We start from the raw sequence: 15659 nt of genomic DNA, 5'->3' as shown, positions 1-15659 counted from the left end.
TAGTTGGAGGGACGACAATGAACATCACAAACTTAACTACTACATTCAGAGAAATATTTGACGCCCAGCCGGAGCAAGCATTCTTTGCACCGGGGAGAATTAATTTAATTGGAGAACATACGGATTACAATGGCGGTCATGTATTTCCATGTGCCATTACATATGGTACCTACGCCGTTGCAAAGAAAAGGGAGGATAACCTTATCCGTCTTTATTCCGCGAACTTTCCAGACAAAGGAATCATTGAATTAGAGTTAACACAATTAGATTATGATAAGACACATAATTGGGCTAACTATCCGAAAGGAATGATTCGTTATATTAAGGAAGCGGGATACGATATTCCAGGGGGCTTTGAGTGCGTAATAGAAGGAAATATCCCAAATGGCGCAGGACTTTCATCTTCGGCATCTATTGAGCTGCTAACTGGGGTGCTGTTAGACGGGTTATTTAAATTAGAGCTTCCACGTCTTGATATGATTAAGCTTGGTAAAAAAGTTGAAAATGAGTTCATTGGTGTTAACAGTGGCATTATGGACCAATTTGCTATTGGCATGGGAAAAAAGGATGCAGGAATATTACTCGATTGCCAAACATTAAAATATGAGTATGCTCCAATTCAGCTTGATGGTTACAAAATCTTAATTATGAATACGAACAAGCGCAGGGAGCTTGCTGACTCGAAATACAATGAGCGCCGTGGAGAATGTGAACAAGCGTTAGCGCAGCTTCAGCAAAAGCTGCTAATTGAAGCGCTTGGACAGCTTACCGAAGCGGAGTTTGATGAAAATCAAAGCTTAATCGCTAGTGAAACCGTCCGTAAGCGTGCCAAGCATGCAGTCTATGAAAATATGAGAACAATCAAAGCCTTGGAAGAACTGAAGGCAGGGAACCTAGAGGCGTTTGGGCAACTAATGAATCAATCACATATCTCGTTAAGAGACGATTATGAAGTGACTGGAGTTGAACTTGATAGTTTAGTAGAAGCGGCCTGGAAGCAGCCTGGGGTTATTGGCGCGCGCATGACGGGAGCTGGTTTCGGAGGCTGCGCAATTGCGATTGTTGAAAATGCAGAGGTAGACAATTTTATAGCTGAGGTTGGTGCAGCTTATCAGGACAAAATCGGCTATCAAGCAGATTTCTATGTTGCAAGTATTGGTGATGGAGCAAAAGAAATTCAATTGGAGGTGGCAATTTAAATGAGTATTCTTGTATTAGGCGGTGCGGGTTATGTGGGTTCGCATGCTGTATATCAATTAATTGACCAGGGTTCGGAAGTAGTGGTTATTGATAATTTGCAAACAGGTCACCAAGACGCAATCCATCACCAGGCTCAATTTTATGAGGGGGATATTCGCAGCCGTGAGTTTATGCGCTCTGTTTTTGAAAAAGAAAACATTGAAGCCATCTTACATTTTGCAGCCAACTCCCTTGTTGGCGAGTCGATGACAGAGCCGCTAAAATACTTTGATAACAATGTGTACGGTACACAAGTTGTGCTTGAAATGATGAAGGAATTTAACGTGAAGCACATCGTCTTTTCTTCAACAGCGGCAGTTTATGGTGAACAGAAGGTGGTGCCAATTAAGGAAGAGGCACCAACTATTCCAACGAACACCTATGGTGAAACGAAACTGACCATGGAAAAAATGATCTCTTGGTGTGAAAAGGCATTTGATCTTAAATATGTATCACTTCGCTATTTTAACGTCGCTTCGGCAAGGAGTGACGGACAGATTGGCGAGGACCATAATCCTGAAACCCACTTAATTCCTGTTGTATTGGAAGCTGCTTTAGGAAAAAGACCAGCTGTGACGGTCTTTGGTCAAGATTATGATACAGCAGATGGCACCTGCGTGCGTGATTATATCCATGTTGAAGATTTAATTGATGCTCATCTACTTGCGCTGGCGTTTTTGCAGAATGGCGGAGAGAGTAATGTTTTCAATCTTGGCAGCAGCCAGGGGTTTTCAGTAAAGGAAATTATCGAGAGTGCAAAAGAGGTAACGGGTATTGATATTCCTGTCCAATTCGGCCAACGCCGGTCTGGCGATCCTAGTACATTAATTGCTTCATCGGAAAAAGCAAGAAAGGTGCTGGGCTGGAATCCCACAAGGACCTCGATTCAACAAATTATTAGTGACGCATGGAACTGGCATCAACATCATCCAAATGGGTATGGGAGGTGAAGGGTATGATATATGATCGCATCCAACAATTAATGAATAGAGCTATTGCAGCTCAATTAATCGAGCCAGAGGATGAAATCTATGCCCGCAATCAAATTCTCTCCCTTTTGCAATTAGTAGATTTTAAGGAATGTGACACAGAAAGTAATTTAGAGATACCAGATTTGCTCGAACAAATAGTAGATTACGCTTGTGAACAGGGGATTATTGGTGATATCTTTGATCAAAAGGAGATATTTTCAAGTAAGATCATGAACTGCTTTATAGCACGTCCATCCACCGTTAATCAAATATTTTTCGATAAGTATACTCAGAATCCAAAGGAAGCCACTGAGTACTTTTATGAGTTAAGCAAAAATAGCAACTATATTCAGATGAAGCGAATTCGTAATAATATCGAGTATAAGGTTAGTACGGAATACGGTGAACTTGATATTACTATTAATCTATCCAAGCCGGAAAAAGATCCTAGAAGTATAGAGCTGGAACGTGCAGCGGAGAAAACAGATTATCCTAAATGCCTGCTTTGTGTTGAAAATGAAGGCTATGCGGGAAGAATCGGTCATCCAGCACGTTCTAATCACCGGATGATTCGATTAAACCTATTAGAAAAGCAGTGGCTATTACAATATTCACCCTACGTGTATTACAATGAGCATTGTATTGTTTTGTCAGAGCAGCATACGGATATGAAAATCAGCCCGGTCACGTTTCAGCGTTTATTAAGTTTTGTTGAGCAGTTTCCACATTATTTTGTCGGGTCTAATGCTGATTTACCGATTGTCGGTGGTTCCATCCTTTCACACGATCATTATCAAGGCGGAAATTATGACTTTGCAATGGCCAAAGCGGAGGATGATTGGACATTTTCATTAGAGCAGTTTCCGAATGTACGTGGATCGGTTGTCAAATGGCCAATGTCTGTCATTCGATTGCGTTCGGAAGAAATTGGACCACTTGTGGAAGCGGGCGCGCATATTTTATCAAGCTGGAGGAACTACAGTGACGAAACAGTAGGAATCTTTGCCAAAACAGGCGATGTCCCGCATAATACCATTACACCGATTGCACGTAAAAATCAGGAATTTTATGAACTCGATTTAGTCCTTAGGAACAACCGGACGAGCGAGGAACATCCATTTGGGATTTTTCATCCTCATCAAGACGTTCATCATATAAAAAAGGAAAACATCGGGCTAATCGAAGTGATGGGGCTGGCTGTTTTACCTGCACGCTTGAAAGCTGAACTTTCGGAAGTGGAAAATTTCATTCTTGGAAAAACGGATTCTGTTGTTGAATATCATCTAGAATGGGCAAAAAGCCTAAAAGCGGGCTATCAATCGGTAGTAACACCGTCAAATGTTGAAGCACTGGTCAAAGAAGAGACGGGGAAAAAGTTTCTAAAGGCATTAGAAGATGCGGGTGTTTTTAAAACAAATCAAGAAGGAAAAGCCGGGTTCAACCGCTTTATCTTGTCACTATCATAAAAAGCTTACTGCATGAAAAAAAGGCGGAAGTGCTCCTGTTTTTTGATATGAAGTAATGGAGTGGTAAATAAATGAAAATAATAGATAACCTATTCGGTCATTATAATGATGAGTCCGTGTTGGAGTATACCCTGGTTAATGACGCAGGGATGTCCGTTTCATGCCTGAATTATGGTTGTATCATTACAAAAATAATGGTCCCTGACCGCAGCGGTAAAATTGAAAATGTTGTGCTTGGGTTTGAAAACTTCAATGATTACCTAGATTTGTCTCCGTATTTTGGATCAGTTGTCGGACGAGTAGCGGGTAGAATTAGTAACTCACAGTTTGAGCTGGATGGACATGTATATCAACTGACTCCTAATGAGGATCGCAGCCACTTGCACGGAGGTAAGAAAGGTTTTAATTCAGTAATTTGGAAAACCGAACCTTTTCAAGATGAGAATGCAGTTGGATTGAAATTTTTCTATCACAGCCCAAATGGAGAAGAAGGCTATCCAGGAAATTTGGATACGTCGATTATCTACCGTTTAAACAATCAAAATGAGCTCACCATTACCTATGAAGCCCGAACAGATCAAAAAACGATCGTTAATCTAACGAATCACTCTTATTTTAATTTAAGCGGTAATCTAAAAAGAGATGTATCACAACATATTCTTCAATTAGATAGTGAACGCTTTTTAGAACTTGGATTAGATAAGATACCTACGGGCAAAATGATTGATTCTAGAAATACGCCTTTTGATTTTAAGCATGGCCGTTTGCTGAAGTCAGGAATGAACTCCTCCCATCCACAAAATGTGCTTGCTGGCAATGGTTACGACCATCCGCTGCTTTTTACAAAAAAGGGAGAAAATACAGTAGCGTTAAGCGAAAAGGAAAGCGGAAGAACTTTGTTGGTGACGACTGATCAACACTGTGTCGTTCTTTATACAGGGAATCATTTAGAAGGTCCTTATTCGATATCTGGTGTTCGAGCGAGGAACCACTTGGGCGTGTGCCTTGAAACGCAGGGTCTGCCTGACGCCATTAACAAGCCTGATTTCCCATCGATTGTTCTAAATCCAGACGAGGTATACCATGCTGTAACAAAGTATCGGTTTTTTTCGAATACAATAGGAGTTTGATATATGGCTACGATAAAGGATATTGCAGAATTAGCAGGAGTTTCGATCGCAACGGTATCCCGCGTTTTGAATTATGATAGTACTCTTTCTGTTGGTGATGAAACAAAAAAGAGGATATTTGAGGTTGCAGAGCAGCTTTCATATAAAAAGAAACCGCCTAAAAAACTAGAGGCAGGAAAAATTGCGCTTGTGCAGTGGTATACAGAAAAAGAAGAACTGGAAGATTTATATTACATGTCAATTCGTTTGGGTGTCGAGAATCAATCCAGACAAATGGGCTTTTCTGTATCAAAGTATTTTCAAGACAATTATGAGGATATAAAAAAGGATGACATCCAAGGTCTTATCGCAATTGGAAAGTTTAGTGATAAACAAATAAAAGATATGGCCTCGATAACAAATCATATCGTTTTTGTGGATACATCCCCTGATGAAGAACGGTTCGATTCGATTGTGATCGACTTTGAAAAAGCGACGAAAAAGGTCATTCATCATTATTTGGAGCAAGGTCATGAGAATATTGGTTTTATTGGCGGCAGAGAAGTATTCAAAGATAAAACATCGGCTATCGAAGATCCAAGAGAGGTAACCTTCAGATCCTATTTATCAGAAAAAGGCCGGTTGAATGAATCCTTTATGTACGTAGGGGAATTCACTGTTTCCGATGGGCATACGCTGATGAAAAAGGCGATTCACGAACATGGCGAAAACTTGCCGACTGCTTTTTTTGCCGCAAATGATTCTCTTGCAGTAGGAGCCCTTAGAGCATTATTGGAGGAAGGGATACCAGTCCCGGGTCGTGTGAACATTATTGGGATAAACGACATCAGCATTTCTAAATATGTCTTTCCATCCTTAAGCACCGTCAAAGTCTACACCGAACTAATGGGTGAAACAGCCGTCAACACCTTAGTAGAAAGAATCGAAGGCAGAAAAATAGCCAAAAAAATCACCATCTCCACCCAACTCATCATAAGAGACAGCAGCCTATAAAAACACAAATGTCCACCACTGGTGGACATTTGTGTTTTTATGGTGACAGGCACCATTTGGCATTGTCGAATATTGGTATGTTTCGTATAATTTTAGTTATCTAGATTGTGAAGATAATGGGGTTGTTTATGAGCAGGTTAACGGTGGCAGCGTATACGTTTGGGGTTATGTTTTTTCTTGTGAGCTGTGCATTTTCTGTGTTTTATGGTTATAGGGTTATGTCTCATGATTTGCCTGAAGAAGATAAAAACATGGTGGAATATAACTATCATTTTGTGCTGGTTCCCGAGGAGCTGGATAATGACTATTGGCGGATGGTAGAAAAAGGGGCTCAGAAGGCTGCAAAGGAATACGGTGTTTTATTGGAGTATGCTGGTCCAAAGCAAGCCAATATCGACGAACACCTAAAAACGATTGAAATGTCAATGGCATCTAAAGTGGATGGAATTATTACTCAAGGCCTAAGCGACGAGCAATTTACCCCGCTCATTAATCGGGTTGTAGAAAGAGTTCCCGTGATTACCATCGATACGGACGCTTCCAATAGCAGCCGCATGGCGTATATTGGAACAGATAATTACTATTCAGGGTATTTGGCAGGTAAAGCACTGATTGAAGATACAAAGGGTCAAGCGAATGTTGCCATCATTACAGGCAGTTTTTATGCCAATCATCAGCAGCTGCGCGTACAAGGTTTCCAGGACGCTGTGAAGTCTGAACAGGGAATCAAGATTATTACGGTGGAAGAATCAGAAATTAGTAGAGTTCGAGCTGCTGAAAAGGCTTACCAAATCTTAAAGGATTATCCCGAGGTTAATGCTTTCTATGGGACAAGTGCTCTAGATGGGATTGGAATAGCCCAAGTAGTAGATAAGTATAAAAAAACTGATACAGTTTATATTATTGGATTTGATACGCTGCCTGAAACACTTGATTACATATCAAAAGGCACCATTAAAGCAACTGTCGTTCAGGAACCATATGAAATGGGTTATCGAGCGGTACAAATGATGATTGATCTTATTGAAGGTAAGACGGTTCCTCCGGTAGTGCATACTAATACTCGCATATTGAGAGCAGCGGATTTGCCTGTAAGTCATTTAGGCAGGCGGGAGGAAGGGTATTAATGTTATTTCGAATTAGAGCAAAATTGCTGCTTTATTTTATTGTCCTGGTTGTTTTGTTAACTTCAGTGGGGTTCTTTTTTTATAAAAGCAGTGAAAACCTTGTCAATGAATATGATGATAGTTTTGAACGGTTTCTTTTGTTAAATGAAATTTCTCAAAGGACAAATTTGATTACAGAAAACTTGCAGGGATATTTAATAGAAAAGGAAAATTCCTATTTAAAAGCCTATAACAGGGAAAAGTCTAGGTTAATTAAAGACCAAATGCTCTTTAAAAAAGAAATGAAATCCAATGATATCACTGTGATAAATTATCTTAATATGATTGATAGTTACCTTGAAGAATGTGATGCAACAGTGACAGCTTTCCATAAAGATGATATTAATGAGTATTCGCACCATCTTAATGAGGCTGTAAAAATAGCAGGATTCCTTCAAGAAAGCACTCTTGCTCTCTTAAATAATAAACTTACCGACTATCAAAAATTATATGATGAAATGGAACGGCAAAATCACTATTATAAGCTAATGTCTGCATCCCTTTTTGCTGCTGCCTTTTTTCTGAGTACTTTAATTGCGCTGTGGATATCTGGCGGGATTACAAAACCAATTACACGTTTATCTCAAGCAGCCAAGCAAATTTCAAAGGGAAATTTATCTGGCCAGGATCTTAAAATAACCACCAAGGATGAATTCAAGCTATTAACTGAAACGTTTAACCAAATGCGCTCAAACCTAAGGCAGTATGTAAAAGAAATTAAGCAGAAGTCAGAACTGGATAAGCTTTTAAAAGAATTAGAGTTAAGAAGTCTTCAAAATCAAATCAATCCGCATTTTCTATTCAATACTTTGAATACGGTTTCAAAGATGGCATATCTTGAGGAAGCGGAGCATACCTCGAGATTAATTGAATCTGTTGCCACTCTGCTGCGATATAACCTGGGCGGTGATTTGAATAAAGCTGCCACCCTTCGAGATGAAGTGGCGATTGTTAAAGAATACTTTTTTATACAGCAAACAAGGTTTGGGGATCGGATTCAATTTATCACAGACATAGATGAGGATTGTTTGGATCGAGAAATACCTAGTCTAACCCTTCAGCCCTTAATTGAAAACGCTTTTATACATGGTGTTGAATCGTATGAGGAAAACGGAGAAATCCGGCTTCATATTTACAAAAGTAATCATAGAATTCATGTGGAAATTGTCGATAACGGAGATGGCATGGATGAAATCACTCAAAATAGATTGCTCAACTATGTGACAGGAACTGAAGGTGAAGAAGTGTATAAGTCGGATAAATCACAGGGCCATTCGACTGGTATTGGGGTAAAAAATGTGATTCGCAGGCTTCAGCTTTTTTATGGTCAAAAAGACATTATTGAAATCCAATCAGAGTTGAGTAAAGGCACAAAGTTTAGACTGACTATTCCAGACGCGGTAATAGGGGGAAGAGAGCTTGTTGAAAATTCTAATTGTGGATGATGAGGTACTAGAGCGAAAGGCATTGACAAAAATAATAAACAACTCTTCAGAGAACGTAACGGTAATCGGTGAAGCCCCTAATGGCAGAAAGGCAATTGAAATGGCTAGAGAACATAAACCGGATATTATCTTTATGGATATAAAAATGCCCGGAATAGACGGTGTTCAAGCAGTCAAGGAAATCAAAAGCAGTGATCAAAACATCCGATTTATCATGGTTTCAGCCTTTAATACGTTTGAATATGCAAAGGAAGTTATGCAGCAGGGAGTTAAAGAATATATCCTTAAACCTAGCAGAAAACAGGACATTCTTGAAAGCTTACAGCGGGTTTCTTCTGAAATCTTAGGGGAACGCAAGCAGATGGAAGAACAGCTGAGCTTAAAGGAAAGTCTAGAACGTGCTGTGTCAATTGCCCAAAAAGAGTGGGTGTCATCACTCATCTTGAACCCCGTTCAAGATATTACGTTTGATGAATGGAGCCAGCTGTTAGGAGTAGAGATAACCTCTGGTTATATTATGCTTTTCTCCCTTTTGCCGCCGGAAAAGGGAGAACTCCTGACATATGAAAAGCAAAACTGGTATTTGTGGCTTAAGGAGGTTTTTAAATCCTCCAATAAAAACCAAGAAGTATTAGTGGGACCTATGAAAGAAAGCCAAGTGCCGGTGTTATTCTTATGCAGACAAACAACTGAAAAAGCACATTTTAAAACGAATGCCCAAGCTGTTATTGACTATGTACTCAATCAATTCCAAAAGAGTCCGGTTAATGCAGATTTAAGAATAGGGATTGGTCTTCCATACTGTCATGTCCATGAACTTAATAAATCCTATCATGAAGCGGCAGCGGCACTAAATCAGCTATTAAAAACACCTAATCGAAAGTATTTATTTGGAGGTAAACAAGGGGCCTTAGTGTTACCATCAACCTCGGATATTCTGGAAGTTGAGAAAAAGCTGCTGGATGCCTTGCGACAGGGAGATCTAAACAAAGCCATGTTTATTTTTGACTCGTTTACAGCGAAGCTTATTGATAATGAAGGTTTAAAAGCTCCTATGGTAAAAAAATCATTTGATGAATTGTTCATACTTATTTCGAGAATGCTTCATGATTTAGGGATAAGGTATGAAGAATCCTTAACAATAAAAGAGTCAGAGGATATTAGTGCGATGTTTGATAGGGGTAAAGCCTATTTATTGTCTGTCGTACAACATATTCAAGTATGGAGAAACAGTCATGCAAAGGGAATGCTTCATAAGGCAAAGGACTTTATTGAAAAACATTATGCCAATTCCATTACGCTGGAACAAGTAGCAGACTATGTGGAACTGAGTCCCTATTATTTAAGCAAATTATTTAAAGACAGGTTTGGGATGACCTTCATTGATTATGTAACAGAAATAAGGATTAAGCAGGCAAAAATAGAAATGATGGATGCTTCAAAGAGCTTAAAGGAAATATGCTATTCAGTCGGCTATAAAGATCCGAATTATTTTAGCCGGGTATTCAAAAAACAAACGGGCCTATCCCCAACTGAATTTCGGAAAGAAACAGTAAGTTAATAGTTTTATTTTTGTAAAGGCGGATTCGTGACTGAATCGGTCTTTTTTGCTAGGTAACAAAAAAATCTAGTAAATCGCAAATTAGTGCTATAGGTTACAGCTACTGAACGAAAACTCCAGGTGCTAACATATGTGTAAGGGCTTTCAAGAAGGTGAAGGTAAGCGAAGTTTACCTGAGTCTTTACTAACTAGCAAAAGGAGAAGGATGACATGTTTAAAAAGAAAAAAGGGTTAATTCTATCTTTAACAGTTGCTTCTAGCATTCTATTAGCAACAGGCTGTGGCAGCACAACGAGCAGTTCTGGAGATTCTGGAAAAGGCAAGGACAGCGACCTTCCAGCAGTAGGTGCAACCATTTATAAATTCGATGACAACTTCATGTCCTACGTTCGTCGTGCGATGGAAACAGCAGCTGACGGAAAAGTTAACTTAATGTTGAATGACTCTCAAAATGACCAAGCAAAGCAGGTTGAACAAGTCGATACACTTATCGCAAAAGGAGCAAAATCTTTAGCTATCAATCTAGTAGACCCTAAAGCAGCACAAACCATTATTGATAAGGCTAAAGTGAAGGACATTCCGGTTATCTTCTTTAACAAAGAGCCAGATGCATCTGTATTAAAAGGCTATGAAAAAGCTTACTATGTAGGAACGACTTCATCTGAATCTGGTATTCTTCAAGGTGAATTAATCGCTAAGGCTTGGGAAGCAAATAAAGATAAGTATGATAAAAACGGTGATGGTAAGCTTCAATACGTTCTATTAAAAGGTGAACCGGGTCATCCGGACGCAGAAGCGCGTACGAAGTTTGCTGTTGATACAGTTAAGGAAAAAGGAATTGAAGTAGAAGAATTAGCAATGGACACTGGTATGTGGGATGCGACAAAAGCAACTGAAAAAATGGACGCTTGGATTGCAAAATACAACGATGAGATCGAATTTGTTATTGCTAATAACGATGGTATGGCATTAGGTGCCATCGCTTCTCTTGAAAAAGCAGGCTACTTCTCAGGTGATAAGTTTATGCCAGTTGTAGGTGTAGACGCAATCCCAGAAGCACTTGAAATGATTGAAAAGGGAAAAATGGTTGGTTCTATCTTGAATGACGCGAAAAACCAAGGTGCTGCAACTGTTCAACTTGCTGCCAATGCAGCCAACGGTAAGGACGTATTAGAAGGAACAGAATGGAAATTAGACGATTCCAAGGCGGTTCGTGTACCTTATATCGAGATCACAAAAGACAATATCCAGATTGGTAAAGACGCATATAAGTAGAAAGGCAGAAGCGCCTGTCCGGGGGCATAACCTAACCCCTATGGCGCTCCTCGAACGAAGGAAAAGAATTTGCTTTTCCTTCGTTCGGGGCAATAATTTTAGGACTCCATTAAAAGCAAGGCTGACAAAGTTTTCATATTTAAAAATGCATGTTAAATGGTTTGGCAAGGAGGTTTAAGCATGTCAAAGGCAAATACGACAAATTTACTTGAAATGGTTAATTTAACAAAAAGGTTTCCGGGCGTCATTGCGCTGCAAAACGTTTCTCTTAAAGTAAAGGCTGGTACAGTACATGCCTTAATGGGTGAGAATGGGGCAGGAAAATCAACCTTAATGAAGTGTTTATTCGGGATTTATTCCATGGATGAAGGGAAAATCCTGTTGGACGGGAAAGAAGTTTCGTTTGCCAATTCAAAGCAGGCACTTGAAAACGGAGTTTCGATGGTCCATCAGGAACTGAATCAAGTCCGTCAGCAAAATGTGATGGACAATATCTGGCTGGGGAGATATCCGAAAAAAGGGATCTTTATTGATGAAAAGAAAATGTATGAAGATACTGCCGCCATTTTCAAAAGCCTAGATATTAACATTGATCCTCGCAGTAAGGTAGGTACCTTATCTGTTTCTGAAATGCAGATGGTAGAAATTGCAAAAGCTGTTTCGTATCATTCCAAATTGATCGTAATGGACGAGCCAACTTCCTCCCTTACAGAAAAGGAAGTAAATCATTTATTTACGATTATAAAAAAATTGCAAAGTGAAAACGTAGCGATTATCTATATTTCACACAAAATGGAAGAAATTTTAAAAATCTCCGACGAAGTGACGATCATGCGTGATGGTCAGTATATTGCAACCAAAAGTGCCAAAGAATTAACAACGGATGAAATCATTAAGTTAATGGTTGGCCGTGACTTATCACAGCGTTTCCCGGCTAAAATCAATCAACCTGGGGAGGTAACCCTTAAAGTTAAAGATTTAACTGCCGAAACAGAAGGGTCATTTTCTACTATCAACTTTGATTTAAGAAAAGGGGAGATATTAGGTATTGCCGGTTTGGTTGGTTCCAAACGTACAGAGGTTATGGAAGCACTGTTCGGAATCAGAGGAGTAAAATCAGGAAGTATTGAATTAAATGGAAAAGTTGTTCAAAATCTGTCACCACAGCATGCCATAAAAAATGGCTTTGCATTGGTAACAGAAGAAAGAAGAACAACGGGGATTTATCCGCAGCTCAGCATTAGCTTCAATTCAATTATTGCCAACCTTCCTCAGTATCGAAAAGGGTTGTTTCTATCAGAAAGCAAAGTCCATGATGATACGAAGTGGGTAATCGATTCAATGAAGGTAAAAACGCCTTCGCAAAAAACTCCGATTGGAAGTCTTTCGGGCGGTAACCAGCAAAAAGTAATTATTGGACGCTGGCTGCTTACAAAACCGGAAGTATTATTGCTGGATGAGCCAACTAGGGGTATAGACGTTGGTGCAAAATTTGAGATCTACCAACTGATTAATCAATTAGCAGCTGATGGAAAAGGGATAATCATGATTTCCTCTGAAATGCCTGAACTGCTTGGCGTAACAGACAGAATTTTAGTAATGAGTAATGGAAGAGCAGCTGGAATCGTAGAAACGAAGACAACATCTCAAGAAGAGATCATGCGATTGGCAGCGTTGTATTAGGAGGAGATATTAAAATGAATACTCAGGCCACTAAAAGATCTACTATTACAAAATGGCTATTTGATAATGTTATCTATGTATTTTTGATTCTGCTAGTTATTGGGATTGTGATTGCGTCTCCTGACTTTTTGTCCATGACGAACTTAATTAATATCCTAAGTCAGTCATCCTCAAGGATCATTATCGCACTTGGTATAGCAGGTATCTTAATTTTAGGCGGAACAGACTTATCAGCCGGACGAATGGTCGGACTTGCAGCGGTAGTTTCAGCGTCCTTACTGCAAGCTGGGGATTATGCCTATAAAATGTATCCGAACTTACCGGAATTACCTTTATTTGTTCCGATTATTATTGCAATGTTGGTAACGGGGTTATTTGGGACTTTAAACGGATTTATAGTTTCAAAATTTCATGTACCGCCTTTTATCGCAACCTTAGGTATGATGATCGGTGTATATGGAATTACCTCCATTTACTTCGACCGTCCTCCATATGGAGCACAGCCAATTGGCGGTTTAAGTGAAAGCTTTACCACATTTGCGCAAAAAGGAATTAAATTAGGTCAATATGAATTCCCATACCTGATTTTATATGCGATTGCATTTTCAATCATTATTTGGGTGCTTTGGAATAAAACACAACTTGGTAAAAATATGTATGCAATTGGTGGAAATCCTGAAGCTGCAAAGGTATCAGGCGTTAACGTAGCAAAAAATATTATCATCATTTACATGATCGCTGGTTTATTATATGGATTCTCAGGTACATTAGAAGCAGGCCGTGTTGGCAGTGCAACGAATAATACTGGAAATATGTATGAGTTAGACGCAATTGCAGCCTGTGTAGTTGGCGGTGTTTCATTATCAGGCGGGATTGGAACTGTACCGGGGGTCATCACAGGGGTGCTAATTTTCCAAGTTATAAACTACGGATTAGCCTTCCTCGGCGTAAGTCCATACATTCAATTTATCGTAAAAGGCGCTATCATCATCGTGGCAGTTGCCTTCGATATGCGAAAACATGCTAAGAAAAAATAACTATTTGAGAGCACCCCTGAGAGGGGTGTTTTTACTTTTTGTTTTTTAATAACATAAGCAAATGCAACGCAGTCGTTACGCCCGTTTATGGTTACGCCGACTAGGCGTTGCAGAGCCTAGCAAAATCATCATATTATATGAAACGCGTTTCAGGTCAAGGGAGTTTTTTAACTTCATTCCTTTTATGTAATGATATAGAATTGAATAAACAGTTCAGGGTAAAGGTAGTGAATAGCATGTGTTTAATATTATTTGCTTATAATGTCCATCCAGAATACAAGCTAATAGTTGCAGCTAATCGAGATGAGTTTTATCAAAGACCAACAGCACCTGCTCATTTTTGGGAGGATGCTCCTGAAATTCTCGCAGGAAGGGATTTAGAAAAATTCGGTACATGGATGGGTATTACTAAACAAGGCAGGTTTGCTGCTTTAACGAATTATAGGGATCCAAATGAAGTGACCGCTGGAAAACGTTCACGAGGAGAACTTGTATCAAACGCACTGAAGTACAAAGATATGATAGGATATATGAAGAGTCTGGCAAGAAATAATGACGTGTATCCTGGGTACAATTTGCTGGCGGGAGATGGAGATCATTTATACTATTATTCCAATGTCGGACAGGAGGTAAAGAAGTTAACGCCGGGGATATATGGTGTCAGCAATCATTTATTAAATACGGAATGGCCGAAAGTGCAAATGGGCAAAGCTGGGTTAACTGAGATTATAAACAATCAACAGAGCGACTTAGTAGAGGACCTCTTAAATCTACTTCAAAAGGCGGATCAAGCTCCAGATGAAAACCTTCCTAGTACTGGCGTATCATTGGAATGGGAGAGAATGCTTTCACCAATGTTTATAAAGAGTGAAAATTACGGTACAAGAAGCTCAACCGTTTTATTAATGTCTGAAAAAGAAATACATTATGTGGAACGTGTATTTTCCAATAATGAAATAAAGGATCAACAGTATACAATTGAACAGGGTTAAAAAAACTAATCAAACGTTTGATTAAATCAGTTGGTAAACTAATCAAACGTTTGATTAACTGCTTGGGTGACATCAGTCGGTTTGATCGGGTGCCTTATTAGAGTCCGCTCTTTTAGTCCCTTTGCTGACATATGGCTTAGCATTTTTTGCTTTGTTTGCACCAGCCTGCCAACGATTCCAGCCTTTTTTACCTGTTCCTCTACCTATTCCACTTTTTGCTTTTGCTTTTGGCATATAACCACTCCATCATGGTTGAAGAAAGGCTGCAAGTCGTTTTTCTGAGAAAGGTTATTGGACCTCTTTCTCAAAAAAACCTAATGCATATTTAACGCCCTCTTCAATTTCGTTTGTATCATAACCTTGTAAATCCTCATGAGTAATTTCCAGGGTAGTCCTTGATAATGAATAGCCACTGTCTAAATTAATATCGAGCAGGACCTCAAACCCATTGGCCGTGTTCTTAATTTCAATAATATCGTAATCCAGTATAGGTGCTCCTGTTTGGTACTCTAAAGGTTCTAACTCTGACATTACCATACCTCCATATATACTTCTAGTCCACATTCGAACATAGGTTATACATAAAAGGTAAAATATAAACATTTTTTTGCAACTTCGCATTACAAACTATAAAACAAAAAGATGAAATAAATTGATACTTTGTCTAATGACAGACATTATAGAATAGTTATAATTAATAT

The 15659-nt window shown here is 39.2% G+C and carries 14 protein-coding genes; 12 read left to right on the top strand and 2 right to left on the bottom strand.

Features of this window, described 5'->3' with window-relative positions:
• The first annotated feature begins 17 nt into the window (after positions 1-17).
• From ACIQAA_RS21000 to ACIQAA_RS20945, 12 genes are all read left to right on the top strand, one after another.
• Positions 18-1199 (top strand): galactokinase, encoded by a 1182-nt coding sequence (locus ACIQAA_RS21000; protein WP_402623186.1) that lies wholly within the window; start codon positions 18-20, stop codon positions 1197-1199.
• Positions 1200-2189 (top strand): UDP-glucose 4-epimerase GalE, encoded by a 990-nt coding sequence (galE, locus tag ACIQAA_RS20995; protein WP_402623183.1) that lies wholly within the window; start codon positions 1200-1202, stop codon positions 2187-2189. It begins immediately after the preceding gene.
• Positions 2190-2194: 5 nt separating this feature from the next.
• On the top strand, positions 2195-3676 hold the full coding sequence (gene galT / locus ACIQAA_RS20990; RefSeq protein WP_402623180.1) for a UDP-glucose--hexose-1-phosphate uridylyltransferase: 1482 nt from the start codon (positions 2195-2197) through the stop codon (positions 3674-3676).
• A 71-nt stretch (positions 3677-3747) separates the two neighbouring features.
• Positions 3748-4806: an aldose epimerase family protein gene (locus ACIQAA_RS20985; protein WP_402623177.1), complete on the top strand. Its 1059-nt coding sequence runs from the start codon at positions 3748-3750 to the stop codon at positions 4804-4806.
• 3 nt (positions 4807-4809) lie between these two features.
• On the top strand, positions 4810-5799 hold the full coding sequence (locus ACIQAA_RS20980; RefSeq protein WP_402623174.1) for a LacI family DNA-binding transcriptional regulator: 990 nt from the start codon (positions 4810-4812) through the stop codon (positions 5797-5799).
• Positions 5800-5927: 128 nt separating this feature from the next.
• A complete protein-coding gene (locus tag ACIQAA_RS20975) occupies positions 5928-6926 on the top strand; it encodes a sugar-binding protein (RefSeq protein ID WP_402623171.1) in 999 nt (332 codons plus the stop codon).
• A complete protein-coding gene (locus tag ACIQAA_RS20970) occupies positions 6926-8410 on the top strand; it encodes a sensor histidine kinase (protein ID WP_402623168.1) in 1485 nt (494 codons plus the stop codon). Before ACIQAA_RS20975 ends, ACIQAA_RS20970 begins: the two co-directional genes overlap by 1 nt.
• A complete protein-coding gene (locus ACIQAA_RS20965; RefSeq protein ID WP_402623165.1) occupies positions 8385-9971 on the top strand; it encodes a response regulator in 1587 nt (528 codons plus the stop codon). The genes ACIQAA_RS20970 and ACIQAA_RS20965 overlap by 26 nt, the downstream gene beginning before the upstream one ends.
• A gap of 210 nt (positions 9972-10181) precedes the next feature.
• Positions 10182-11246, top strand: a complete 1065-nt coding sequence (gene mglB, locus ACIQAA_RS20960) for a galactose/glucose ABC transporter substrate-binding protein MglB (RefSeq protein ID WP_402623162.1) — start codon at positions 10182-10184, stop codon at positions 11244-11246.
• A 180-nt stretch (positions 11247-11426) separates the two neighbouring features.
• On the top strand, positions 11427-12929 hold the full coding sequence (gene mglA / locus ACIQAA_RS20955; protein WP_402623159.1) for a galactose/methyl galactoside ABC transporter ATP-binding protein MglA: 1503 nt from the start codon (positions 11427-11429) through the stop codon (positions 12927-12929).
• Positions 12930-12943: 14 nt separating this feature from the next.
• A complete protein-coding gene (gene mglC, locus ACIQAA_RS20950) occupies positions 12944-13966 on the top strand; it encodes a galactose/methyl galactoside ABC transporter permease MglC (RefSeq protein ID WP_402623156.1) in 1023 nt (340 codons plus the stop codon).
• A 236-nt stretch (positions 13967-14202) separates the two neighbouring features.
• On the top strand, positions 14203-14958 hold the full coding sequence (locus ACIQAA_RS20945) for an NRDE family protein (RefSeq protein WP_402623153.1): 756 nt from the start codon (positions 14203-14205) through the stop codon (positions 14956-14958).
• 72 nt (positions 14959-15030) lie between these two features.
• Here ACIQAA_RS20945 and ACIQAA_RS20940 read toward each other — a convergent pair whose 3' ends face one another.
• Both ACIQAA_RS20940 and ACIQAA_RS20935 read right to left on the bottom strand, forming a co-directional pair.
• A complete protein-coding gene (locus ACIQAA_RS20940) occupies positions 15031-15192 on the bottom strand; it encodes a DUF3934 domain-containing protein (RefSeq protein ID WP_402623150.1) in 162 nt (53 codons plus the stop codon).
• Positions 15193-15246: 54 nt separating this feature from the next.
• Positions 15247-15489, bottom strand: a complete 243-nt coding sequence (locus ACIQAA_RS20935) for a hypothetical protein (RefSeq protein ID WP_402623147.1) — start codon at positions 15487-15489, stop codon at positions 15247-15249.
• Positions 15490-15659 lie beyond the last annotated feature (170 nt).

This window comes from Neobacillus sp. NPDC093182 (assembly GCF_044754045.1).
Note: the sequence above shows the minus strand (reverse complement) of the source record. Positions and strands in the feature narration are given on the sequence as shown.

Excerpts from the sequence above, each read along its gene's own strand:
- ACIQAA_RS21000 (WP_402623186.1), top strand. The coding sequence starts at position 18 with ATGAACATCACAAACTTAACTACTACATTCAGAGAAATATTTGACGCC.
- galE (WP_402623183.1), top strand. The coding sequence starts at position 1,200 with ATGAGTATTCTTGTATTAGGCGGTGCGGGTTATGTGGGTTCGCATGCT.
- galT (WP_402623180.1), top strand. The coding sequence starts at position 2,195 with ATGATATATGATCGCATCCAACAATTAATGAATAGAGCTATTGCAGCT.
- ACIQAA_RS20985 (WP_402623177.1), top strand. The coding sequence starts at position 3,748 with ATGAAAATAATAGATAACCTATTCGGTCATTATAATGATGAGTCCGTG.
- ACIQAA_RS20980 (WP_402623174.1), top strand. The coding sequence starts at position 4,810 with ATGGCTACGATAAAGGATATTGCAGAATTAGCAGGAGTTTCGATCGCA.
- ACIQAA_RS20975 (WP_402623171.1), top strand. The coding sequence starts at position 5,928 with ATGAGCAGGTTAACGGTGGCAGCGTATACGTTTGGGGTTATGTTTTTT.
- ACIQAA_RS20970 (WP_402623168.1), top strand. The coding sequence starts at position 6,926 with ATGTTATTTCGAATTAGAGCAAAATTGCTGCTTTATTTTATTGTCCTG.
- mglB (WP_402623162.1), top strand. The coding sequence starts at position 10,182 with ATGTTTAAAAAGAAAAAAGGGTTAATTCTATCTTTAACAGTTGCTTCT.
- mglA (WP_402623159.1), top strand. The coding sequence starts at position 11,427 with ATGTCAAAGGCAAATACGACAAATTTACTTGAAATGGTTAATTTAACA.
- mglC (WP_402623156.1), top strand. The coding sequence starts at position 12,944 with ATGAATACTCAGGCCACTAAAAGATCTACTATTACAAAATGGCTATTT.
- ACIQAA_RS20945 (WP_402623153.1), top strand. The coding sequence starts at position 14,203 with ATGTGTTTAATATTATTTGCTTATAATGTCCATCCAGAATACAAGCTA.
- ACIQAA_RS20940 (WP_402623150.1), bottom strand. The coding sequence starts at position 15,192 with ATGCCAAAAGCAAAAGCAAAAAGTGGAATAGGTAGAGGAACAGGTAAA.
- ACIQAA_RS20935 (WP_402623147.1), bottom strand. The coding sequence starts at position 15,489 with ATGTCAGAGTTAGAACCTTTAGAGTACCAAACAGGAGCACCTATACTG.